The 23,402-nt window shown below is 43.7% G+C and carries 21 protein-coding genes and 1 pseudogene; 16 read left to right on the top strand and 6 right to left on the bottom strand.

The window, feature by feature from the left end; genetic code table 11:
• The first annotated feature begins 69 nt into the window (after positions 1–69).
• From ACFPRA_RS08640 to ACFPRA_RS08620, 5 genes are all read left to right on the top strand, one after another.
• A complete protein-coding gene (locus ACFPRA_RS08640) occupies positions 70–1,803 on the top strand; it encodes an ABC transporter substrate-binding protein (RefSeq protein WP_381432766.1) in 1,734 nt (577 codons plus the stop codon).
• Positions 1,804–2,102: 299 nt separating this feature from the next.
• Entirely contained in the window at positions 2,103–3,059 is a 957-nt protein-coding gene (locus ACFPRA_RS08635) for an ABC transporter permease (RefSeq protein WP_381432763.1), read from the top strand.
• A 19-nt stretch (positions 3,060–3,078) separates the two neighbouring features.
• Complete coding sequence (opp4C, locus tag ACFPRA_RS08630; RefSeq protein ID WP_381432760.1) at positions 3,079–4,005, top strand: oligopeptide ABC transporter permease; 927 nt, start codon at positions 3,079–3,081, stop codon at positions 4,003–4,005.
• 5 nt (positions 4,006–4,010) lie between these two features.
• Entirely contained in the window at positions 4,011–4,994 is a 984-nt protein-coding gene (locus ACFPRA_RS08625; protein ID WP_381432757.1) for an ABC transporter ATP-binding protein, read from the top strand.
• A complete protein-coding gene (locus ACFPRA_RS08620) occupies positions 4,991–5,962 on the top strand; it encodes an ABC transporter ATP-binding protein (protein WP_381432754.1) in 972 nt (323 codons plus the stop codon). The genes ACFPRA_RS08625 and ACFPRA_RS08620 overlap by 4 nt, the downstream gene beginning before the upstream one ends.
• 224 nt (positions 5,963–6,186) lie before the next feature.
• Here ACFPRA_RS08620 and ACFPRA_RS08615 read toward each other — a convergent pair whose 3' ends face one another.
• Positions 6,187–6,612 (bottom strand): hypothetical protein, encoded by a 426-nt coding sequence (locus tag ACFPRA_RS08615; protein WP_381432751.1) that lies wholly within the window; start codon positions 6,610–6,612, stop codon positions 6,187–6,189.
• A 97-nt stretch (positions 6,613–6,709) separates the two neighbouring features.
• Here ACFPRA_RS08615 and ACFPRA_RS08610 point away from each other — a divergent pair, with 97 nt between their 5' ends.
• Positions 6,710–7,321 (top strand): M20/M25/M40 family metallo-hydrolase, encoded by a 612-nt coding sequence (locus ACFPRA_RS08610; RefSeq protein ID WP_381434828.1) that lies wholly within the window; start codon positions 6,710–6,712, stop codon positions 7,319–7,321.
• Between the two features lie 389 nt (positions 7,322–7,710).
• Here ACFPRA_RS08610 and ACFPRA_RS08605 read toward each other — a convergent pair whose 3' ends face one another.
• Positions 7,711–8,826: an RNA-guided endonuclease InsQ/TnpB family protein gene (locus ACFPRA_RS08605; RefSeq protein ID WP_381432748.1), complete on the bottom strand. Its 1,116-nt coding sequence runs from the start codon at positions 8,824–8,826 to the stop codon at positions 7,711–7,713.
• Between the two features lie 16 nt (positions 8,827–8,842).
• Positions 8,843–9,126: pseudogene (locus tag ACFPRA_RS08600) on the bottom strand (IS200/IS605 family transposase).
• 302 nt (positions 9,127–9,428) lie between these two features.
• Between ACFPRA_RS08600 and ACFPRA_RS08595 the strand changes: the two are divergent.
• The 6 genes from ACFPRA_RS08595 to ACFPRA_RS08570 all read left to right on the top strand — a co-directional run bounded on the left by ACFPRA_RS08595 (position 9,429) and on the right by ACFPRA_RS08570 (position 16,755).
• Positions 9,429–10,676, top strand: a complete 1,248-nt coding sequence (locus ACFPRA_RS08595) for a Zn-dependent hydrolase (protein WP_381432745.1) — start codon at positions 9,429–9,431, stop codon at positions 10,674–10,676.
• 288 nt (positions 10,677–10,964) lie between these two features.
• A complete protein-coding gene (gene hydA / locus ACFPRA_RS08590) occupies positions 10,965–12,368 on the top strand; it encodes a dihydropyrimidinase (protein WP_381432742.1) in 1,404 nt (467 codons plus the stop codon).
• Between the two features lie 28 nt (positions 12,369–12,396).
• Complete coding sequence (locus tag ACFPRA_RS08585; RefSeq protein ID WP_381432737.1) at positions 12,397–13,740, top strand: NAD(P)-dependent oxidoreductase; 1,344 nt, start codon at positions 12,397–12,399, stop codon at positions 13,738–13,740.
• Between the two features lie 12 nt (positions 13,741–13,752).
• On the top strand, positions 13,753–15,015 hold the full coding sequence (gene preA / locus ACFPRA_RS08580) for an NAD-dependent dihydropyrimidine dehydrogenase subunit PreA (protein WP_381432734.1): 1,263 nt from the start codon (positions 13,753–13,755) through the stop codon (positions 15,013–15,015).
• A gap of 57 nt (positions 15,016–15,072) precedes the next feature.
• Positions 15,073–16,530, top strand: coding sequence for an NCS1 family transporter (locus ACFPRA_RS08575; protein WP_381432731.1), 1,458 nt, complete (start codon positions 15,073–15,075; stop codon positions 16,528–16,530).
• Between the two features lie 18 nt (positions 16,531–16,548).
• Positions 16,549–16,755, top strand: coding sequence for a hypothetical protein (locus tag ACFPRA_RS08570; RefSeq protein ID WP_381432728.1), 207 nt, complete (start codon positions 16,549–16,551; stop codon positions 16,753–16,755).
• Between the two features lie 479 nt (positions 16,756–17,234).
• Here ACFPRA_RS08570 and ACFPRA_RS08565 read toward each other — a convergent pair whose 3' ends face one another.
• Positions 17,235–17,666 (bottom strand): hypothetical protein, encoded by a 432-nt coding sequence (locus tag ACFPRA_RS08565; RefSeq protein ID WP_381432726.1) that lies wholly within the window; start codon positions 17,664–17,666, stop codon positions 17,235–17,237.
• A 130-nt stretch (positions 17,667–17,796) separates the two neighbouring features.
• Between ACFPRA_RS08565 and ACFPRA_RS08560 the strand changes: the two genes are divergently transcribed.
• A complete protein-coding gene (locus tag ACFPRA_RS08560; RefSeq protein ID WP_381432724.1) occupies positions 17,797–19,362 on the top strand; it encodes a glycosyltransferase in 1,566 nt (521 codons plus the stop codon).
• A gap of 94 nt (positions 19,363–19,456) precedes the next feature.
• Here the strand turns inward: ACFPRA_RS08560 and ACFPRA_RS08555 are convergent, their stop codons facing one another.
• Positions 19,457–20,635, bottom strand: a complete 1,179-nt coding sequence (locus ACFPRA_RS08555; protein WP_381432722.1) for an NAD(P)/FAD-dependent oxidoreductase — start codon at positions 20,633–20,635, stop codon at positions 19,457–19,459.
• Positions 20,636–20,808: 173 nt separating this feature from the next.
• On the opposite strand from ACFPRA_RS08555, the gene ACFPRA_RS08550 reads away from it, so the two are divergent.
• The 3 genes from ACFPRA_RS08550 to ACFPRA_RS08540 are packed head-to-tail and all read left to right on the top strand — an operon-like array spanning position 20,809 to position 22,650.
• Entirely contained in the window at positions 20,809–21,075 is a 267-nt protein-coding gene (locus ACFPRA_RS08550) for a (2Fe-2S)-binding protein (protein ID WP_381432719.1), read from the top strand.
• Positions 21,072–21,470 carry a (2Fe-2S)-binding protein gene (locus ACFPRA_RS08545; protein WP_381432716.1) on the top strand — a complete coding sequence of 133 codons (399 nt, stop codon included), beginning with the start codon at positions 21,072–21,074 and terminating at the stop codon, positions 21,468–21,470. The genes ACFPRA_RS08550 and ACFPRA_RS08545 overlap by 4 nt, the downstream gene beginning before the upstream one ends.
• On the top strand, positions 21,463–22,650 hold the full coding sequence (locus tag ACFPRA_RS08540) for an NAD(P)/FAD-dependent oxidoreductase (RefSeq protein ID WP_381432713.1): 1,188 nt from the start codon (positions 21,463–21,465) through the stop codon (positions 22,648–22,650). Before ACFPRA_RS08545 ends, ACFPRA_RS08540 begins: the two co-directional genes overlap by 8 nt.
• Positions 22,651–23,014: 364 nt before the next feature.
• Here the strand turns inward: ACFPRA_RS08540 and ACFPRA_RS08535 are convergent, their stop codons facing one another.
• Positions 23,015–23,236: a tautomerase family protein gene (locus ACFPRA_RS08535; RefSeq protein WP_381432710.1), complete on the bottom strand. Its 222-nt coding sequence runs from the start codon at positions 23,234–23,236 to the stop codon at positions 23,015–23,017.
• Positions 23,237–23,402 lie beyond the last annotated feature (166 nt).

Here is a 23,402-nt window from a genome sequence, read left to right as displayed (position 1 = left end):
TTGGTTAATAAACCTAGTTAATCAATAGGAATACATATGTTGAATTGTAGATAAAAGGAGAAGGAACGAATGAAATCATCAAAAATCACAAAATTCTTATCCATTGTCGGACTCAGTCTGATGGTGGCGGCTTGCAGTCCGGATACTGCTGAAGAGGATCAAAACACAGCGGATCAGGGGACGGAAACAAACGCAGGTGGAATTGTTGTGGAAGATACGCGGATCGAAGCGGAGAATCCGGCTGCTTCTCCACAATTGGCGATCAATCGGGGAGATACGGTTGTTGTCGGCTTACAGGAACCGGGTGGCGTGTTTACACCTTATTTCAATACAAGTGGTTATGATGGCAACGTGCAATCGGTCATGTTCCCGCCGTTGGTTGATATTAATGAAAAAGGCGAATCGGTTGCAGGCTTAGCGGAATCATGGGAAGTTTCCGAGGATGGGTTAGTGTATACATTTAAACTGCGTGACGGTTTACTGTTTGATGATGGGACACCATTCACGGCAGAAGACGTGGAATTTACATTGACATTGCTCCACGATCCAAGCTATCCGGGTGATACAGATATTACCGAAGCGAAAGTCGTCGGTGGATTGGATTATAAAAATGGAGATGCTACTTCGATTTCAGGGATTAAAGTGATCGATGAGCAAACAATTGAAATCACGACGGAAGAAGTGAATGCACAATCGTTGCGTTTGCTAGGCGGTCAGATTTTGCAAAAGGCTTACTATGGAAAAGATTATCAAAAAGGGAATCTTGACTACTTAAATGACTTGCATTTGAAACCGGTCGGCGCGGGACCATTCCGTTTTGTCGCTTATTTGCCGGGGCAAGAAATCCGTTTTGAGGCCAATGAACATTTCTATGCCGGAAAGCCTGAAGTATCGCAGTTCATCTATAAAACGACTGAAGGGGATTCGCAACAATTTTTCCAAACGGGTGAATTGGATTACAGTGCGTTAACGGCCAATCAGGATAATTTCGAGTTCTTGCAAATGTTAGGGTTTGCGGACGTCAATGTGTACACGTCTTCCGCTTATGGCTATATCGCATTTAATCATGAAAAAGAAATTTTTAAAGATCCAAAAGTGCGTCAAGCATTTACGTATGGACTAGACCGTCAAACGATCATTTCTACTTATTATCAAGGATTTGCAGAAGTGGCGCATATTCCTGTATCGCCAACATCATGGGCTTATTCAAGTGAAATCGGCAGTACAACCTATGATCCTGAAAAAGCGAAGGAATTGCTAGAAGAAGCTGGGTGGACAGAAGGTTCGACTGGCATCCGTGAAAAAGACGGGCAAAAACTTGTCGTCTATTACTTTACGACCGCTGGAGGACTAGGAGATACACTGATTCCAATTGCCAAGGAAAACTATAAGGAAATCGGTATTGATCTACAAGTTGAACAAATGGACTTCAATGCATTAATGTCACGTGTCGGCAATGGCGACCATGATTTAGCTTCTTTCACAACGGTTATGTTGACGGATCCGTATAATGGCGTTAAAAATTTCCATTCGAAAATTCCGTCTGCCACAATTAAAGGCTATGGCGATGATAAAATCGATGCGCTGATCGATGCGACGATTGCGTCCAATGATATCGAGGAGCGTACAAAAGCATTCCATGAATTGTACGAAGGATTGGAAGAAAATCCACCGGTCATCTTTATGGAATACAAGAAAGTATTGAGCGGTACGAATGCTAGAGTAGAAGGGTTTAATCCCAACGGCTATCGCGGCATTGCATCCAGCTTGAAAGATTTAAAAGTCATCGATGTAAATCAATAAGGATCGGTCTTTTAGCAGAGTAACGCAGATTTACGAGTATTGGTTGGGGCGTATCCAGTATCAGATCTGGATACGCCTTACTTATTGTTTTAAAAATTTGACGTCTAGGCTCCGGGCGCCAGCCGCTCGGGTCACAAGCCAATCCTGCTGTGCGGTAAAGAGCGCCGCTTCGCAGGCTTGTCTTGTGCCTGAAGCCCGCACGATGCGGGTCATGCAGTCGTTGCGACAGGATGTGGCGCACTTAGACTGCGAACATAAGTAAAGCAGGCGCCCTGCGCTTTTGAAAAGGAGATGACATTTTGAAGAGCTATGCGTTGAAACGATTACTCTATTTGATCCCGACGCTGTTTGGAGCGTCCGTGCTAATCTTTTTCCTCTATTCTTTAGTGCCGGGGAACTTTGTGGATGCGGACCCTAACTTAACTCTTGAACGCAAAGCTGAGCTTTACGCCTTATATGGCTTTGATCAGCCTGCTATTAAGAGGTATTTCATCTGGATCGGGAATTTGTTGAAAGGGGATTTGGGGTATTCCTTGCAGTTTCAACGACCTGTAGGTGAAGTGCTTGGCAATTATATGTGGAGTTCTTTTTTTGTGGCGCTCGCTTCGCTGATCCTCACATGGATCATTGCGGTTATCATCGGTGTCGTGTCCGCGATTCGCCAGTATTCCTTATTTGATTCATTGATAACGGTGTTGGTATTTGCAGCGATGGCAACACCTTCGTTTTTCCTTGGTTTGCTCGCCATCAAATTCTTTGCGGTCGATTTAGGATGGTTTCCTGCAGGCGGCATGATTACGACAGGAAGTAACGCTACGGGCTGGGCGTATGTGATAGATGTGGCACAGCATATGGTGTTACCTGTTCTGGTGTTGACGATGCTTGGCATTGGCGGCTTGGCCCGCTACTTCCGGACGAATATGCTGGAAGTCATCAAGCAGGATTTTGTCCGGACGGCCAGGGCAAAAGGCTTGAAAGAAAAAGTGGTTGTCTACAAGCATGCCTTGCGCAATGCTTTGCTTCCTGCGATTACGCTCTTCGGATTTGAATTGCCTGCCTTGTTCAGTGGGGCGATCATTACGGAGCAAATTTTCAATTGGCCTGGAATCGGCGCCATTTATATGCAGGCGTTCACGGTCCGTGATTATCCACTGCTCATGGGCTTTACGATGTTCATCGCTTTGTTGACAGTAATTAGTAATTTGATAGCCGACTTATTATACGGTGTCGCGGATCCGAGAGTGCGGCTGAAGTAAAAGCAAGGAGTTGAATCGCGTGGAAAATCCAATCGATCTACCTGTCAGTAAAAAAAAGATCAAACCAAATCGGAAATCTTCCTTATGGGGACAAGTATTGGGGCGGCTACTGAAAAAGAAAATAGCTCTTGTCGGACTCGGGTTTCTGATTTTCATATTTTTGTTTTCATTCATCGGACCATTTTTCTCACCGTATGTCCATTTAGGCGTTGACCCGACGAAAGTCAATCAGGCCCCAAGTGCAGCTCATTGGTTAGGGACGGATAAATTAGGGCGAGATGTGTTGACTAGACTGATGTTAGCTGGACGAATCTCGCTGACAGTCGGACTCGGTGCGATGGTGATGTCCGTAACAATTGGTGCGTTACTAGGCATTTTAGCGGGCTATTATCGAGGAATCGTCGATCAAATCGTCATGCGAATCGCCGATATCCTTATGACATTACCGGGCATTCCTCTCTTATTCATCATGGCTGCGGTCATGTCAGAATGGAAAGTACCGACCGAGCATCGTCTATACATCGTCATGCTCATGCTCAGTTTAGTCGGTTGGCCTGGACTGGCAAGACTTGTGCGTAGCCAAGTGCTCAGTTTACGGGAAAGACAGTTCATCCAGGCGACGGATGCATTGGGACTACGGGACCGCCGAAAGTTGCTAAATCATTTATTGCCCAATATTGTACCGCTATTGATCGTTTCCGGGACATTGAGTATCGGTGGTGCGATTTTAAGTGAATCGACATTGAGCTATTTCGGATTAGGGGTTGTACCCCCTGAGGCCTCATGGGGCAATATGATTACGTCAGCCAATTCACTCATTGATTTTCAAAAACGTCCATGGCTCTGGATTCCACCAGGACTGGCGATTTTCATGACTGTTATTAGCATCAATTTACTCGGCGATGGCTTGCGTGATGCCATTGATCCGAATATGAAAAGGAGGTAACTAGGTTGAATGAGCCTATTCTTCAAGTGAATCATTTGTTGACGCAATTCCATTCGGAAGAGGGATTTGTGAACGCAGTGAATGATGTCAGCTTTGAAATCCAAGAAGGGCAAACTGTCTGTCTTGTCGGTGAATCCGGATGTGGGAAAAGTGCGACGGCCATGTCCATCATGGGTCTGATCGATCCGGCATCCGGAAAAGTGAAAAGTGGGGAAGTCCTTTTTAAAGGCCGGGATTTATTGGGCATGAAAAAAGGAGATCTGCGCCGCGCGCGCGGCAATGAATTCGCGATGATCTTCCAGGAACCGATGTCTTCGTTGAACCCTGTTTTAACGATCGGCGAACAACTGACGGAACCGTTATTGGAACATCAAGTGCTGACGAAAAAAGAAGCAAAACAAAAAGCGTTGGAATTGATCGAGCTTGTAGGGATCGGGCGGGGCGCTGAAATTTTTGCTTCGTATCCACATCAGTTAAGTGGCGGGATGTTGCAACGAATTATGATTGCCATTGCGCTTTCCTGCAATCCGAGTCTATTGATCGCAGACGAGCCGACGACAGCGCTGGATGTGACGATTCAAGCTCAAATCCTTGATCTGCTCCGCGAATTAAAGAAAAAACGCAATATGTCAATGTTGCTCATTACGCATGATTTAGGCGTCGTTGCCGAAGTGGCGGACTATGTCATCGTCATGTATGCAGGGAAAATCATTGAACAAGCTCCCGTGATCGATTTGTTTACAAATCCGAAGCATCCATATACGAAAGGACTGCTAAAAGCGAAGCCAGTCATTAATCAACGACAAGAAGAACTGTACACAATACCGGGACAAGTGCCCAATTTGGTGGAATTACAGCCATCCTGTTACTTCAGTGATCGTTGCAAACATTGCATGCGCATCTGTACGGAAAAAACGCCTCCTGTTAAGCAACTGGAAAACGGTCACCAAGTGGCGTGCTGGTTATATGAAGAAGAGGTGATGGTATGAGTGAGGCATTACCTTTAATCGAGGTTAAAAATTTAAAGAAATATTACGGAGAATCCGCCAATATTTTTAAACGCAATCCATCGGTTGTCAAAGCGGTCGATGGCGTCAGTTTTACGATTCATCAAGGTGAAACATTTGGATTGGTAGGAGAATCCGGTAGCGGGAAAAGTACAATCGGAAAAAGTGTGTTGCGCCTTTCTTCTATCACATCAGGGGAAGTGCTGTACAACGGGCAAAACCTACATGGTCTGTCAAAAGATGAAATGAGAACCTTGCGACCGAAAATCCAATTCATCTTCCAGGATCCTTATAGTTCGCTCAATCCCCGCATTCGAATCGGTGATGCAATCGGGGAGGCCCTTCTCGATCATGGCTTATGCAGTAAAAGCGAAGTACGGCAAAAAGTGCTTGAAGTATTGGAAGTCTGTGGGCTTGCAACGCATCATATCGATCGCTTTCCACATGAGTTCAGCGGCGGGCAGCGGCAGCGGATCGGCATTGCACGGGCCATCATTTTACAACCCGACTTCATCGTCGCCGATGAACCTGTTTCCGCATTGGACGTTTCCATCCAAGCACAGATCATTAACTTGTTCAGCAAACTGCAAAAAGAAAAACAGATTACATTTCTATTCATCTCGCATGACTTAAGCGTAGTGGAGCATCTCTGTTCCAGAATCGGTGTCCTCTACCTAGGGACTATGATGGAATTGGCAAGCCGCGACGATCTCTATAGCAATCCGCTTCATCCCTATACAAAAGCATTGCTATCCGCGGTTCCCATCCCGGATCCGACATTGAAACGGGAGCGGATCATCTTGAAAGGGGACATCCCCAATCCGGCTGATCCGCCAAAAGGATGCAAATTCCACACCCGCTGTCCATTCGCAACGGATATCTGCCGCGCAGAAGTTCCGGAATTCCGGGAAGTCGAACCTGAACATTTTGTTGCGTGTCATCTAGTTTAGATTGCTTCAGCAGAAGTCCAAACTCTCTCCGGAATAAAGGAACACAGGCTTAAGGTCGCCGCGTCCTGAAAGTACCTTAATTTCTGCAAAAGACGCAGAAATTAAGGCAAATCGAACCCTTTGCTGTTCGATTCGCAACGCTTTACTCAAAGTAAACAACGTTGTTTCAGCACATAAAAAAAGGTTCCTCTTGGCAATCTAGCCGCAGGAACCTTTTTTCACTTTTAGACTAGCTCGATGGAAATCCTTTTATTCGCGGGAAGCGTCTCTTGAATTTTACAGTTTCGAGAGAGTAATTGTTTCAGTACCGTGAAATCAGATTCTTCCAACTGCAGTCCTGAAATGCCTGTTTCAGTTACTTGGTAATCGCGGTCTGCTTGTTTTTTGAACTTCAATTGTAACAGTGTCTGTAATCCTCTTATCGTAACGAATTTCACGGTATAGCCGTCTTGGATGATCGATTCAAAACTAGTTCTGTCTTGGTCGGCGAGTTCGACAAGATGATTAAAGTCAAAGTTTGAATCTAAATGGTCCCATGGTGTTACATCCCGTTCCCCGATTTGATGAAGTATTTGATCGTCAGATATGCCGTTACTGCGTAGCGTTTCGATCATATAAGCAGTCGGCAATGAAATTCTGTTTATCGTCATAGTAAAACCTCCAATGAAATTACATTTCCAGCAAACGAATTACTCTTATTATCTAGTATTGCCAATATAAAATCTATACAAAGTGACATAAGACTTCCTGGCGAAACGGACACAGAAAAAGGGTGGAAAACACGAAGTTGTACATGTGTCCGCTAACTACGGTAGCGTTCCGTTTGCACCTGGAGCTAGCGATTATGCAACAGGGACGGCGGTAGCTTTAGAACTCGCCCGTGTATTGAAAAGCTACCCGATTGACAAGGAATTGAGGATCGCCTTTGTCGGTGCTGAAGAAATTGGCTTAGTCGGTTCGAAGTATTATGTAAGCCAATTGACATCGGATGAAATCAATCGGAGTATCGCTAATTTTAACATGGATATGGTCGGGACATCATGGGACAATGCGACGGCCATTTACATGAATACACTTGACGGAAAGTTGAACATTGTGTCTGAAACGGCTACTGCAACAGAAGGGAGAATCGGTACACCGTCGGAACTGATCCTTTTTCAACGTGGGGCATCCGACCATGTATCTTTCCACGATCCAGGAATTCCTGCGGTGAATTTCATCAGCTGCGAACCGGGCACTGCCAATTTGGAGCCTTATTACCACACGCCACTCGACACGATCGAGCATGTCAGTGTGGAAAGATTGAAAGAAGCCGGAGACTTGGTAGGGGCTACTATCTATGAACTGATCAGGGAATAATTGGTTCATTAACAAGGATATCAGTTTCTGGGATACTCTCGCGACACAGAATACACGTCCTCCGACGAATAAGCAATGTTGTGAACGAACAAAAGGCCGCACCCTACATTTAAAATGTGGGGTGCGGCCTTTATAAATCCATTTTTTACAAAGCAAAACAAAAGTACCAAGTCCATATTGAATTCATTGAAGACGTGCTGCGGGGGAAAACAAACCTCCCATAATACTGGGTGAACAACTCACCACTTAACGCTCTGACGAGCTGTTTGAAGTGGGAGCTTCCTGTTTCACAGATCACAGCATAGCAGGATTTCTGATATGTCTTACACGATCTCCGCAGGCGTAGATTATACTGTTCGGACGTGACCCCGCCCTACAGTCTTGACCTTTTACTCAGTCGTTGCTAATTGTTTCAATCCTTTTTTGAGGATATTTAGGCTAGCGTTGTGATCCCGATCCAGAATTGTTCCACATTTCATACAAATATGCGTGCGGATGGAAAGTGACTTTTTCACTCGTTCGCCACAGGAAGAACAATCTTGCGTTGTGTATTTTGGTTCTACTTTGACTAGTACACCGCCTTGTTTCTCACACTTATAGGCCAGCATATTTCTGAATAGGCCCCATCCTGCGTCTGAAATGGATTTGGATAACCTTCTGTTCTTCACCATGTTACGGATGTTTAGATTTTCTACTGCAATGACTGAGTAATCTTTTGATAAGTTGAAGCTTAGCTTATGGAGAAAATCACGGCGTTGGTTCGTCACTTTTTCGTGGTGTTGCCTTACAAGCTGGGCTTGTTTTGCATAGTTTGCGGAACCTTTTTTCTTCTTGGAGAGTGTGCGTTGTGCTTTCATTAACTGTTTCTCTTGCTTACGGAGAAATCCCGGATTTTCGTATGCCTTGCCATTGGAAAGAACTGCATATTGATGGAGACCAACGTCAATTCCGACCGCGTTATTCAAATCGATAGATGATGAAACTGCTTGTCTTTCGACACAAAAAATAGCGTACCACCTCTGTCCTTGACGTTTGATGATCAGTTGCTTGATTTTACCTTCCAATGGACGGTGGAGCAGGATATCCACTTCCCCCAACATCGTGTTGAAGAGCTTGCCGTTCGCTGAAAAAGACATCGCATACTTGTGTCCTTTTTTGTTTATTCCAAACTGCGGAAAGGTTAGGCTATTATAATCTTTGTGCTTTTTTAGTTTTGGATAGCTTGCATCTTTCCGAAAGAAGTTGTCAAATGCTTTTGTTACCCGCAGGAAAACTTCTTGCAAAGGTTGTGACGGAATCCCTTTTAGAAATGGATAGGCTTCCTTATCGATCGTCAGTTGTTTCTGCATATCGAAACGATTATAGTTTTCTTTGTTTTGCTTGTATTTCCGTTGTTTATCCAAAAGGGCAGAATTATAAAGTTGACGGCAATAATGTAACCATCGCTCTACGATCTCTTTTTGTCCGTATGTCGGAAAGATTTCGTATTTCTGATTGAGCAACATCACCGTCACCTCCCTATTATTTTCGTCCTTGATTTTCAATGTATTTTTTTATGATTTCCAAAGGAGCGCCACCTGTTGTGAGTAGGCCAAAACATTTCATTCCCTAAACTTTTCCTCACTTGTGGAAAGTCTTTTTTTTATGCGTCGGGAGCTTGCGCTTTTGTAAGCATTGATGAAATTTGATCGCTCTGTATTTGGATGGGCCTTGAACAATATATGATCACTGTCATGATTCCACTCCATCAAAGTAATATGATCGTGCATCAGAAACACTGAATGGTTATTACTGTCCAATTTCATTGATACACGACCTTTATAACTTATCAGATTGATTGTATCACATGTGAGTTTAACAGAACGAACATTCTGACTATCGTCAACCGAAATTCATCGCCCACTTTCACGGGGCTGCGCCCCTAACGTTTAGAAGTGGGCGACTTCTTTCGGAGGGCGTGTTAAAATTTGCTCGTAATTGTTGGCGGTTAGTGTGTATTCATAACTTCCTCCTATTCCGCATAATTATTAAAACGTCAACATATTTTGTATTTTAGCAAGTTTATAATCATCCCATTTTTAATAACTGTGAAAGAGAGGACTTGCATATGTATAAATGTAATCGTAATCGATTGCAGAGTTTAATTGAACAATTTAGTCAATTTGGTGCAACTACCAATGGAGGCGTAACCCGTTTGTCCCTTTCGAAAGAGGATGTGTTAGCGAGAGATTATTTTTGCGCAATTTGTAAAGAGTTGGGCATGGATATTCAAATAGATGATATGGCAAATATCTATGCGACTCTACCAGGAAAAAAAGATTGCCCACCAATCGTACTGGGATCCCATTTAGATTCTGTTGAAAAGGGCGGCAGGTTTGATGGTGTCTTAGGCATTTTAACAGCAATAGAGGCGATACGGACGTTAAAGGAAAATGACATTGAGCTTGAAATCCCATTAATGCTTGTGAATTTTACGAATGAAGAAGGTGCGCGTTTCGATCCGGCAATGATGAGTTCTGGTGTCATTGCTTCCAAATTCAGTAAAGAAAAAATGCTACAGTCTGTCGATAAAAATGGTACATCCTTTCAAGAAGCATTGCAGGCAAGTGGCTATGAGGGGAAGCAAGGAAATCGTTTAACGGAAGCTCTTGCTTATATTGAGTTGCATATTGAACAAGGACCGGTTTTAGAAGCAAAGCAACGTGAAATTGGTGTGGTCGAAGGTGTTTTAGGTATGGTGTGTTATGAAATTACCGTGACAGGCGAATCCAATCACGCTGGCACAACGCCGATGTCGATGCGCAAAGATCCTATGATTGAAGCGTCTCGTATCATTTCGTCTTTACATGAGGAGTTAGGCGAAATCGACGAAGAGCTTGTGTTCACATTTGGGCGTATGCACGTGACACCTAATATTCATACCGTCATCCCGCATGAAGTAGTATTTACTATCGATTCGCGTCACCAAAATCCAGCGGTGATGCGCAAAGTAGAGAAATTATTGACAGGCTTAGCTTTAGAGAAAAACGGTTGCTACATTCGTCCGGTTAAGCTGTGGGGGAGGGAGACGGTATTTTTTGATACAGCCATTTGCAATGAAGTGGAACAAGCATGTCAGTACTTTGGTTACTCCTGCCATCGGATGTTCAGCGGAGCGGGGCACGATGCCCAGTATATCGCGAGCTTCATCCCTTCGGCAATGATTTTTGTACCAAGTATTAACGGGAAAAGTCATTGTGAGGAGGAAGAAACGACATTTGAGGACTGTGCAAAGGGAGCAGACGTGCTACTGGAAACCGTGTTGACACTACAAACGAAATTCAGCGTGGACAAAAAACAAACACTTAACTCATGAGAAGTGCAGGCTAAAATACGATCATTCGCTAGTCTATAGGTTCATCACAAAAAGTAGTTGATCCATTTAACTTGATTCAGCAGAAGTCCCTCACTTCTATAAGTGGCGGGATGAATGCCAGAAGGCATTTCAATCAGAGGAGTCCAAACTCCCTGCTGATTCAAGTTAAGCCTCCGGCGGATGTCACAGATTTTGAAGGGAGTTAATTGAGCTTTACTCAATTCAAAATCTGGACGCAATTACGCCGAGGCGTAATTGATTATTCATTAATTGAAGGGTGAGGGTAGCATGAAAAAAGTGATTACAGGTGGACTAATTGCAACAGCTTCAGAGATGTATGAGGCGGATATTTTAATAGAGGACGGTAAAATTGTACAAATTGGAAAAAATTTATCAGCTGACGGAGCGGAAATTGTAGATGCAACGGGTAAATACGTAATGCCTGGGGGAATTGATCCGCATACGCATTTGGATATGCCGTTTAACAACACGGTGACAGATGATGATTGGAAGTCGGGTACAATTGCAGCTGCCTTCGGTGGGACGACGACCATTTTAGATTTTTGCTTATCTGCGGGTGAAGAAAAACTTGCGACAGCTGTGGAAAAGTGGCATGTAAAAGCAAAGGGTCAATCAGCCATTGACTACGGTTTTCATTTAATGATTAGTGATTTAACGCCTGAAACAGAAGCCGAGTTGCCATTGTTACTAGAGCAAGAAGGGATTACGTCTGTCAAGGTGTTCATGGCTTACGCAAAAGAATTTCAAGCGACAGACCGTACGCTGTTCAAAGCGTTTAAAATCGCAAAAGACATGGGCGCAGTTGTCATGGTCCACTGTGAAAATGGCTCAGTCATCGACGAATTAGTAGAGGAGGCGAAGCAAGCTGGTCAGACGGCGCCCATCTATCATGCACTGACGCGTCCCGCCGAATTAGAGGGCGAGGCGACGAAACGGGCTATTGAACTAGCACATATCGCAGGTGCCAAGCTTTATGTTGTACATGTAACGTGTAAAGAGGCGTTAGATGAAATTATCGCAGCGCGTGAAAAGGGCTATGACGTATATGGGGAAACATGTCCACCTTATTTAACGCTCGATCAGTCAGCGTTAGCACAGCCAGGCTTCGAGGGGGCGAAATATGTTTGGTCACCACCGCTTCGCCCGAAATATCATCAAGAGCATTTGTGGAATGCGCTAAAAGCCAAGCAATTGCAAACGATTGGCTCGGACCAATGTTCATTTAGCTTTAATGGGAAAAAGCAATTAGGGTTACACGACTTTTCTAAAATTCCAAATGGTGGACCGTTTATCGAAGATCGTTTTAGCATTTTATTTTCTGAAGGTGTGGCGAAAGGGCGAATTTCCATCCATGACTTCGTCGATATGATTTCGACAAGTGCCGCAAAAATTTTCGGTTTATATCCACAAAAAGGAACGATTGCGATTGGTTCTGACGCGGATATCGTCATTTTTGATCCTACGGTAAAACGTGAAATTTCAGCGAACACCCATCATATGAACGTCGACTACAACCCGTATGAGGGCTGGGAAGTAACAGGTGAACCTATCAGTGTACTTGTGCGTGGTGAATACGTCATTAAAAACAAACAATTTGTAGGAGCACTAGGCAGTGGCCGATACATCAAGCGTGCACTACAGCCGACGACTGCGCAAACAATCAACGTCTAAACATCAATCCATGAGGGGGAATGTTTCAATGACTTCGCAACTCGAACGGAATTTTGTGGAAATGACGAGCAGGATGACAAAAAATGAAGCACTAGAAGAGGCGAATCGCTGTCTGTACTGCTATGACGCACCTTGCATTACAGCTTGTCCAACAAGTATTCCAATTCCGAATTTCATTAAAAAGATAGCTTCCAATAATATGAAAGGTTCGGCCATGACAATTATGGAGGCCAATCCGATTGGTGCAAGCTGTGCGCGAGTATGCCCGACCGAGGAATTATGTGAAGGGGCATGTGTGTTAAATTCCTCGACAAAGCCTATTAAAATCGGGCATTTGCAACGCTATGCAACAGATTGGGCGATGGAATCAGATGTCGAGCTATTTAAAAAAGGGCAAACAAATGGACAAAAGGTAGCGATTGTTGGCGCTGGTCCAGCTGGTTTATCGGCGGCGCGTGAGCTTAGTCGATTCGGCTATAGTGTCACAATTTTTGAAGCAGAAGCAAAGGCGGGGGGCTTGGGTACCTACGGCATCGTATCATTCCGATTACCGAATGATGTAGTGGATTGGGAAGTGGCGCAAGTTGAAAAGCTTGGTGTGGACATTAAAACAAACACAACAGTAGGCGTGGATATTTCTGCTAAGGAAATTTTAGCGCAATATGACAGCGTTATTTTAGCGGTTGGGATGGGGGCAGTGCCTAATCTTGGCATTCAAGGTGAGGAACTAGCTGGCGTTCATGATGCCATTGAATTTATCAAGCACACAAAAATGGGTGCACTGACGGAAGACTTGGTCGGTAAACGTGTTGCGGTTATTGGTGCTGGTAACACAGCCATCGATGGTGCAACCTGTGCTGTGCGACTAGGCGCAGAGCAAGTGGACATTCTTTATCGAAGAACAGAAAAAGAGATGACTGCCTACCAATTTGAATATGAATTTGCCAAGCAGGATGGCGTTGGATTTAAGTGGCTGACAGCGCCGAAACAAATTATCGGGGACGAGACAGGGAAAGTAGTGGGACTTGAATGCGTCAAGATGAAGCTTGGAGAGGCGGGTGCAGACGGCAGGCAACGACCGGAAGTAATCGAGGGATCTGAGTTTGTACTAGAGGTGGACGCGGTCATTAAAGCAATTGGACAAACGCGCTTTGTCTCGCTCATTGAAACGTTTGGATTACAGCATACGAACGGAGTAGTAGATATTGACGAAACGACTATGCAAACATCGAATGACAAAGTGTTTGCCTGTGGAGATGTCGTGTTCGGCAATGGCCAAGGGGAAGCAATGGTGGTAACAGCTGCACAGCAAGGTAAAGATGTTGCTTACATCATTCATGAGCGTTTTAAAAAAACGAGCGAGATTGCATAGGGGGGATGTAGCATGGCGGACTTACGAATTGATTTAGCGGGGATTAAATCACCGAATCCATTTTGGTTGGCATCGGCACCACCGACTAATTCGGGCTATCAGGTGCAACGTGCATTTGAAGCAGGCTGGGGTGGCGCAGTTTGGAAAACGTTAGGTGAGCCCATTTTAAATGTTTCATCGCGCTTTGCAGCTGTCAGCTTTAATGGACAGAGAGTGGCGGGCTTTAATAATATTGAGCTCATTACGGATCGACCGTTAGAGGTTAATTTACAGGAAATTCTTGAAACGAAAAAAAAGTTTCCGAATCATGCCATTATCGCTTCGTTAATGGTAGAGCCACAGCAGGAAAAGTGGCATGAGATTGTCAAAAAAGTAGAAGCTGTGGGGGTTGATGGTCTTGAGCTTAATTTTGGTTGTCCACATGGGATGGCAGAACGAGGAATGGGAGCTGCCTCTGGTCAAGTCCCTGAATTGGTTGAAAAGCAAACGTACTGGGTGAAGGAAGTTGCACGTACACCTGTTATCGTCAAGCTCACGCCAAACATTACAGATATTACAGTGACGGCAGAAGCGGCGGTGCAAGGCGGGGCAGATGCCGTTAGTATGATTAATACGATTAACAGTTTAGCGGGTGTCGATTTAGATTCATGGAATACGGTGCCGCATGTTGGTGGGAAAGGGTCGCATGGCGGATATTGTGGGCCTGCTGTCAAGCCGATTGCATTAAATATGGTCGCAGAATGTGCGCGCAATGCTTTCGTCAATGTACCCATTTCGGGCATTGGTGGGATTTCAAATTGGCAGGATGCTGCGGAATTTATGCTGATGGGTGCAACGGGTGTACAGGTTTGTACAGCAGCGATGCACCACGGATTCAGTATTGTCGAAGATATGATTGATGGACTTAATAATTATCTGGATGACAAGGGCATTGCCTCGGTGACGGATCTAGTCGGCCAGTCGGTCCAACGTTATTCTGATTGGGGTGACTTAGATTTAAACTACAAAATTGTTGCTGAAATTAATAATGATGTTTGTATTAATTGTAATAAATGCCATATTGCATGTGAAGATACGTCGCATCAATGTATTGACCTGTACACAGAGAGTGGTCGTCCGATGCTCAAGGTGCGTGAACAAGATTGTGTAGGCTGTAATTTATGCTCGATTGTGTGCCCAGTAGACGGTGCGATTTCGATGGTCGAAAGAAAGTCTACGATTGCGCCAATGACCTGGAACGAACGTCAATCACTTATCAGTAATTTTGCCCGATAAAAAAGAAGTGAATTGTTTGTTGATCAACTGGAAATCTACTATAAGGGAGAGGCATGAATGGCGAATGGTGGGGATTATTTAAAATCACCAGATTTACTTCCAGTGACACACCAACAAAGAAATATCGGGACATTTGGTTTTGCTGTGATTTGGGTAGGAATGGCCATCGTTTTAGCCGCCTTTGCAATTGGCGGATCAGCTATTATGAGTTTGCCATTGCCGATGGTCATTTTAGCGACAATGATAGGTTCTGTGTTAATTGGCGTATTTATGACGTTAATCGGTGATATTGGTATTGAGCATGGCTTGTCCTTCCCGGTTTATATGCGTGCCCCATTTGGGACAATTGGCACGCATTTACCTTCTCTTGTTCGTGGGGTGACAGCTGCTTGTTGGTTCGGGATTAATACCTATTTTGGCGCAATGGCCATCAATGGGATTTTGAATTTATTATTCGGCTTTAATAATTGGTTTTTATGTTTCCTTGTTTTTGCGGCATTACAGTTATTTAACACATCGCTCGGCATTAAATCCATTGAGCGCTTTGCGGATTTAGCGGCGCCGATTATTATTTTAATATCGTGCTGGATGTATATTACGCTCGCCGATCAGGCGACGGCTCAAGGTAAAGATGTGTGGACTTGGGTGGAATCACCGACGACAGGAGTGGCAGCTTTTACAGCATTCATGGTCGTGATTATGGCGAACATGGGATTCTGGGCAACGTTAGCAGCGGATATGCCATCACTATCACGTTTCTTTAAAGCACCAAAAAATGAACGCAATTGGTTCAAGCGCAATAAAACACAGTTAGTTGGCTCTTTAATCGTGATGCCGATTACCAATACATTTATCGTAACCATTGGTGCAGTGTGTTATATGGCCGTGGCATCTGCTGATCCGATCAATGCTTTGCAGCAAAGTGCAAGTGGATTTGTGTTAGGGATTTTATTGCTAATGATTGTGTTAGCGCAATGGTCGACAAATACGTCCGCAAACGTTATTCCTGCAGCAACGATTTTCTCGAACATTGGTGGACCAAAAGTGCCGTTCTGGGCTGGGGTTATTGTCGCGGGGGTTATTGGGGTTTTAGCACAGCCATGGAGCTTATTTGGCGTCCTAGTCAATGCGCTATTAATCATTGGCGGTATTTTAACAGCAATAGTGGGGATATTATTCGCTGATTATTATTTAATCCGTAAACGTCGTGTGAACGTAAAAGATCTGTATGAGTTAGACGGCCAATATAAGTATACGAATGGCTTTAACTTAGCGGGGTTAATCGCTTGGGTGATTGGCGGTGTCTTAGCAAATATGTTCTCAACGTATTCTTCATTGGTGGGCTTTTTCGTAGGGGCACTCGTGTACTATGTCTTGGCGAAATATTGGTGGTTCAAAAAGTACCCGCAAGCCGAACTAGACGATCCTAGTGACGCCAAGTATTTAGGGATTACAGTTGGTCACGATTGGGACGATATCGTCGTGCAAGAAATCGAAGTAAAAGGTGCTGAATAAGAAAAGCGAGGTGTGTTTATGTCGGATCATTTACTTAGCATGGATGAAATGAAACAAGTAGATGACTATTTAGACAGGGGCTTTAAAATCCATAATGTGTATGAAAATTTAAGCGGGATGTTTGTCGAGTTTGAACGGCAGGAAGAAGAAGTTTGTTTGCAGATTCAGACCGCCGAAGCGCGTAAGTATTTTGCGGCAAAGCTCCAAGAACAAACGCAGTTGTAAGAAAGTATGTCGATTTAACTTGCTTCAGCAAATCTTTTTGTACTGAAAGCGAAGCGTCAACTACAGAAGTCCCCCACTTCCATAAGTGGCGGGATGAATGCTAGACATGCATTCAATACAGCGGGGGTTCAAATCCCGGCTGATTAGAGGAACTCAGGCTAAGGTCGCCGCGTCCTGAATGAAAGTGCCTTAATTTCTGCAAAAAACCGCAGAAATACGGCAAATCAAACCCTTCGCTGTTTGATTGGCAACGCCTGAGTGACCAACATCCTGTTGGCCCAAGCCTCCGGCGGATGTCACGGATTTTGAAGGGAGTAAATTGCGCTTATCCAAGTGTCTTAATTTCTGCAAAAGACGCAGAAATAAGGCAAATCGAACCCTTTGCTGTTCGATTCGCAACGCTTTACTCAAAGTAAACAACGTTGTTTCAGCACATAAAAAAAGGTTCCTCTTGGCAATCTAGCCCCAGGAACCTTTTTTCACTTATAGACTAGCTCGATGGAAATCCTTTTATTCGCGGGAAGCGATTCTTGTATTTTACAGTTTGGAGAGAGTAATTGTTTCAGTTCCATGAAATCAGATTCTTCCAACTGTAATCCTGAAATGCCTGTTTCGGTTACTTGGTAATCGCGGTCTGCAATCTTATCAAACTTCAATTGCAACAATGTCTGCAATCCTCTTATCGTCACAAATTTCACGGTATACCCGTCACGAATAATGGATTCAAAAATAGTTTGATCTTTGTCGGAAAGCTCGACAAGATTTGTAAAGTCAAAATTTGAATTCAAATAGTCCCAAGGCGTTACATCCCGTTTCTTGATTTGATGAAAGATTTGTTCATCAGATATGCCGTTATTGCGTAGCGTTTCGATCATATAGGCAGTCGGCAACGTAATGCTATTAATTCCCACAATAAAACCTCCAATAAACTAGCGAATGAACACCTTCTATTATCCTGTAAATTGAAAATAAATCTAGATGCACGGCAGTAGTGAACTTATATTGTGGGATACATATAATAATTGAGGAACGAGAACCTTTATGAATGGAAAGATGGTGAATGAGATAGAGGGAAAAAAGAAAGTATTGATCGCAAGTCCGGTGCATCAAAAGCCGGAAATATTAGGTGCCTTTTTGTATTCCTTGGAACAACTTCAACAAGAAGATCTCACATTCGCTTTTCATTTTATAGATGATAATAAAAATCCGAAATCTAGTCGGCTTCTGGAAAAATTTCAAGAGCGCAATCCATCCGTGCTTATTGAAAAGTCAACGTATCAAGATGAATATGTAAGGGATGGGATTACCCATTATTGGAATGAGCATCTAGTTTGGAAAGTAGCGGATTTTAAGAACACAATCATCCAAACGGCAAAAACGCAAGATGTGGACTATCTATTTTTAGTTGACTCAGATCTTTTATTATATCCGCAAACCATTACACATCTCGTTCAGCAGAAAAAAGAGATCATTTCTGAAATCTTTTGGACTAGATGGCAACCGACTGCCATCGAACAACCACAAGTGTGGCTCTATGACGAGTATATCCAATATCAAAAGCAACGGGGAGAACAGCTATCCGATGAGCAAACTAGGATACGCTTCAACGAATTCTTGAATAAGTTGAGAGTGCCAGGCGTATATGAAGTGGGGGGACTTGGTGCATGTACGCTGCTGTCAGGGGAGGCACTTCAGAAAGGGGTCAATTTTAACCAAATCCCTAATCTAATGTTTTGGGGAGAGGACCGGCATTTTTGTATCCGCGCAGCAGCCCTTGGATTGGCGTTACACGTCGATACACATTATCCCGCGCACCATATTTATCGGGACGAGGACGTTGCGGGAATTCCTGAGTTTTTTCATAAAGCCTATGGCAACGAAAAGGCAACCCTTGAAAATGTGTACATCGTTAAACCGAAGCTGACTTTATCGATGATTGTAAAAAATGAAGGAAACGGATATTTACGAGAAGTGTTAAGCAAGCATCTGCCTATCATTGACGAGGCTGTCATTATCGATGATGGCAGTACAGATCATACAGTAGAAATTTGCGAGGAACTGCTAAAGGGCATCCCATTGACAATAATAAGAAATGAAGTTTCCAAGTTTTCCAATGAAATCGACCTACGCAAGCAACAGTGGGAGGAAACGATCAAGACGGAGCCGAATTGGATTTTAAATTTGGATGCGGATGAACTGTTTGAGGACAGATTTATTCAAGAGATTAACGGGCTACTGTTGCAAGAGAAATACGACCTTTATTCATTTAGATTGTATGATTTTTGGAATGCGACTCATTATCGCGAGGACGACCATTGGCGCGCCCACTCGATGTACCGTCCATTCCTATTAAGATACCGAAAAGATTTTAGGTATACTTGGAAAGAGACGGTCCAACATTGTGGGCGATTTCCTGAAAATATATTTCAATTGCCCAATCAAATTTCTCATTTGAGAGTTAAGCATTATGGATGGGCAACGCCCGAAATCCGTGCCGAAAAGTATAAAAGGTACATGACCCTTGATCCACAAGGTCAATATGGAGTGAAAGCACAATATGAATCCATAATGGATGTACATCCGAATCTTGTGAAATGGGAAGAGTAGGGCGATTAAAATTACGACAATCCACTCGAAAAAAGTACCAAATTCTAATGCAGTTCAGCGTTAGAATTTGGTACTTTTCAATTATGAATCCACTTTACAAAGAAGGTATTTTACTAAAACGTTCAAAGCGTAGCGGGTCAATTGGAATGATCGTGTCCGACTCTTCGCGGATCAATTGATCAATCAATTTGCCAGTTACGGTAGCAAGGCTGATTCCATCACCTTCGTGTCCTGCGGCGATGAAAAAACCAGGGATTTCATCGACAGCTGAAACAATCGGCAAATGGTCGGATGTCCACGGTCTAAAACCGGTGTACGTACGGATCATCGTGAAATCATTCAATTTCGGATAGAAACGGATTGCTCTTCTCGCCATTGTTTCCACGACATTGATATCGATCCTTCCATCATACCCGACAAATTGGCGGCTGCTTCCGAGCAAGAAATTCTGACTTTCCGTCGGCTCCAGCACCAATGCGACACCGTGTTTTTCTGTTCTTTCATCCACAATACGTTCTCGGCCAAATTTATTCATTAAATAACCGAATTCCATAACGTTGCGCATCATGACCGGTTTTTGTCGGGCACCCACCATGATATGCCCTTTTCTTGGGATGATCGGGATGTCGAGGTCGAGCATTTTGCCAATGAAAGGTGCCCAAACGCCTGCCGCATTGACCACTTTTTTCGCGGTGAAGGTTCCTTTCGACGTTTCAATCGTAAAATTTTCTTTTTTCGTAATGGCTGTCACTTCAGCATGGGTCTGTAACTTCAGACCATATTGCTTGGCCTTTTCAATCAGTGAATAGCAAAATAGGTAAGGGTTGATCAGTGAATCCGTTTCGCATTCCAACCCGCCTGGAATATCATCTGCAAAATAAGGGGATTCTTGTCGCAGGTCTTCCCGGTCAAGTAAGTTGAACTTCAATCCGGCAGCCGTTTGAATATTTACCCATTCTTTCGCTGCTTGCATTTCCGTATCGTTCTCACAGACAAGTAAACTGCCGAGTGCCCGGTATTCGAATGGTAAATCCAATTCGTTACTTAACTCTATCGTCAATTCCTGACTTTTCCAGGACATTAAACTATCAAATCCAGGGTCTTTATCCACAATGGTAACGTTGCCATCACAGCGTGAAGAGGTACCACTTGCGATATCATTTTTCTCAATCAATACACAGTCAATCCCTGATTTCGAAACGTAGTAAGCGATTGCACAACCGACAATACCTCCACCAATAATTGCTACTTCAGCATGGTTATTTTGCGTCATCTTCCCAGCCTCCTTTGACATGTAAATGTCAGGTAGTCTATTCTAGAATGTAAAATGAATTATAATGTTTTTTTAGTAAAATTTGAATATACTTATCCTTTCTTAATGTTAGAATAGAAGAGGATATTGTGTCAACTTTTATAGTGATGTCTTTAGAAGGAGGATGTTGCCCCGTGGATCAAACGATTATTTGTAGATGTGAAGAAGTTTCGTTGGAAGATATTCAACAGACCACCAGCCATTATAATTGTTCCGCCCGTGAAGTAAAATTGCGTACAAGAGCCGGAATGGGTTATTGCGGGGGACGCACATGTAGACCTGCTGTAGACGCCGTTTTGGAAGCGGTAACAGGAGAAAGAGCAGGCCATGATATTCCGTTAAAAGTCCAACCTCCCATTCGCCCTGTATCATTATCTGTCTTAGGAGGGGAATCGAGATGACAAATCGTATTGTAGATCATCCGGTTTTGGGGAAATTAACGAATCGGCCGCCGGTCACCTTCACTTTTGATGGCAAAACCTATGAAGGAATGGAAGGTGACACCATCGCATCTGCACTCCTTGCTAATGGTATTAGACAATTGCGTGTGCATGAAGGGACAGGTACCCCACGTGCAATTTATTGCAATATCGGGCATTGTTTTGAATGTCGTGTGACAGTAAATGATGCCAAAATCGTACGCGCATGTATGACGCCTATTCAAAATGAGATGGTCATTGAAAGTGGAAAAATGCAACCTGCTCCATTTAAAGCTTCACCTGAAGAATGGCCGCGTACGTACGCTGAATTTGAAAAAATGAATGACAATCATAAGGAGGGTGTTCCGCATGCGTGATGTCGTTATCATCGGTGCGGGCCCAGCCGGTTTATCCGCTGCAATTGCCTGCCGTGAATCCGATTTGGATGTACTTGTGATCGATGAATTTCCGAAGCCGGGTGGTCGGCTTCTTGGACAACTTCACCAAGAACCAAGTGGGGAATGGTGGAATGGTATTGAAGAGACGAAGGCTTTATTGGCGAAAGCTGAGAAGCTGAATACGACAATCCAATGTGAAGTTTCTTGCCATCATCTTGAAAAAATAGAGGGTGGCTATATTGTGCATACCAATCATGGCCTTTTTGAAACGAAAAATGTTCTGTTGGCAACGGGCGCCGCAGAAACGGCTGCGCCAATCCCGGGTTGGACGCTTCCTGGCGTCATGTCCATCGGTGCGGCACAAGTGATGACCAATGTTCATCGTGTTCGTGTGGGCAATAAAGGAATCATCGTGGGGGTCAACGTCTTATCCGCCGCGATCGCTCGTGAGCTACAACTTGCAGGAGTGGGTTTGCATAGCATGGCGTTACCTGTTAGCAACCCGGTCACGAAAAATCATGCACATCCGGGAAAGGTGATGGAAGGCTTGGTGCGCATCGCCCATTTAGCGCCGTCCGCTTTCCTCCGTTTCGGCAGCAAATTCGCCAAAGCCGCTTGGGTACGTGACTTAGCCGTGAAGTTCTATCCAAAGGGCGGCGTGAAAATGTGGGGAATGCCGATCCACATCCGAAAAGCGATCGTGCAAATTAACGGGACTGAAAAAGTGGAATCTGTGACGATGTGTGATCTCACGCCTGAAGGGGAAGTGATTCCGGGAACTGAAAAGAAAATCGAGGTCGATTTTGTCTGCATCGCGGGCGGTCTGTATCCATTGACAGAACTTGCTGCGGTCATCGGCTGTCCATTCCAATACGTAGAAGAATTAGGTGGTCATGTTCCGATTCATAATGAACAAATGGAAACGCCGCTCGAAGGATTGTATGTCGCCGGGAATATTACCGGGATCGAGAGCGCCAAAGTGGCACGTGCACAAGGAAAACTCGCCGGATACTCCATCGCCAAACAGAACGAGAACATCCAACAAGCGATGCAAGAGGTAAAAGCGATCCGTGAAGCGGCCACCATCCAATTCCATCCGGAAATCGAAGCCGGTCGCCAAAAAGTGGAACGGGCATTTCATGAATATGTTGTTCCATAAATGCTAACGCAGTTTAGAGAGTTTATCGACAACATGTTGTCAAATTATATGGATCGGTTGTAGTATCCTCTTGAGTCTTTCGGGACTTAAGGGGATTTTTATTTTTAATTAGGTTCGAAAGTTGAGTTATATCATTACTTGCTTATCTCTTTATATTTTTATTAATTTCCTGTGATAGTAATGATGAACAACGCAATTCAGAAGTATTTTAGCAGATTATGTCTTTTGCCTATAAACAAGAAAAAAGTACCAGTATTTTAACCAATTGAGAATTGGTTTGGATACTGGTACTTTTCAATATTCCCTTCAAAGTTACGGCTTATTTCCTTATTTCAACCGAAAATGAACAATTAGACTAATGATTTTATGGGATAAGGCTATTGGTCAAGGCTTTTTCAGTACGCTTTTTTACGGATTCTCCAGCGATTCCCCAATCCTCTGGCCGCATTTCTTCGATTTGAATCCGTACAGTTTCGATATCCTGTTCCAGAATACCGGCGATTAAATCAGTAACTTCTTTAATCATCAATTCTTTTTTTTCAGGAGTGCAACGCTCCTCGATCATTTTAATATGGACAAATGGCATAAAAAAATCTCCTCTCTTTTTGAATTAAGATAGACAAATGTTTATAACTAATATTGCCATTCAAAGTTTTATCTTCTCCATCGATTGATAAGGCAATCTATTGTTCTAAACATTAAACAGAATAGACTAATTATTTAGATTTGTCAAACCGAAAAACATGCTTTTA

Source organism: Sporosarcina soli, from assembly GCF_042655805.1.
Classification (GTDB): Bacteria; Bacillota; Bacilli; order Bacillales_A; family Planococcaceae; genus Sporosarcina; species Sporosarcina soli.
The sequence above is the reverse complement of the archived record's forward strand: the minus strand, read 5'-3'. Positions and strand labels throughout refer to the sequence as shown.

Excerpts from the sequence above, each read along its gene's own strand:
- ACFPRA_RS08585 (WP_381432737.1), top strand. The coding sequence starts at position 12,397 with ATGACTTCGCAACTCGAACGGAATTTTGTGGAAATGACGAGCAGGATG.
- ACFPRA_RS08640 (WP_381432766.1), top strand. The coding sequence starts at position 70 with ATGAAATCATCAAAAATCACAAAATTCTTATCCATTGTCGGACTCAGT.
- ACFPRA_RS08545 (WP_381432716.1), top strand. The coding sequence starts at position 21,072 with ATGACAAATCGTATTGTAGATCATCCGGTTTTGGGGAAATTAACGAAT.
- preA (WP_381432734.1), top strand. The coding sequence starts at position 13,753 with ATGGCGGACTTACGAATTGATTTAGCGGGGATTAAATCACCGAATCCA.
- ACFPRA_RS08535 (WP_381432710.1), bottom strand. The coding sequence starts at position 23,236 with ATGCCATTTGTCCATATTAAAATGATCGAGGAGCGTTGCACTCCTGAA.
- ACFPRA_RS08555 (WP_381432722.1), bottom strand. The coding sequence starts at position 20,635 with ATGACGCAAAATAACCATGCTGAAGTAGCAATTATTGGTGGAGGTATT.
- ACFPRA_RS08575 (WP_381432731.1), top strand. The coding sequence starts at position 15,073 with ATGGCGAATGGTGGGGATTATTTAAAATCACCAGATTTACTTCCAGTG.
- ACFPRA_RS08570 (WP_381432728.1), top strand. The coding sequence starts at position 16,549 with ATGTCGGATCATTTACTTAGCATGGATGAAATGAAACAAGTAGATGAC.
- ACFPRA_RS08615 (WP_381432751.1), bottom strand. The coding sequence starts at position 6,612 with ATGACGATAAACAGAATTTCATTGCCGACTGCTTATATGATCGAAACG.
- ACFPRA_RS08605 (WP_381432748.1), bottom strand. The coding sequence starts at position 8,826 with ATGTTGCTCAATCAGAAATACGAAATCTTTCCGACATACGGACAAAAA.
- ACFPRA_RS08595 (WP_381432745.1), top strand. The coding sequence starts at position 9,429 with ATGTATAAATGTAATCGTAATCGATTGCAGAGTTTAATTGAACAATTT.
- ACFPRA_RS08620 (WP_381432754.1), top strand. The coding sequence starts at position 4,991 with ATGAGTGAGGCATTACCTTTAATCGAGGTTAAAAATTTAAAGAAATAT.
- ACFPRA_RS08560 (WP_381432724.1), top strand. The coding sequence starts at position 17,797 with ATGAATGGAAAGATGGTGAATGAGATAGAGGGAAAAAAGAAAGTATTG.
- ACFPRA_RS08540 (WP_381432713.1), top strand. The coding sequence starts at position 21,463 with ATGCGTGATGTCGTTATCATCGGTGCGGGCCCAGCCGGTTTATCCGCT.
- hydA (WP_381432742.1), top strand. The coding sequence starts at position 10,965 with ATGAAAAAAGTGATTACAGGTGGACTAATTGCAACAGCTTCAGAGATG.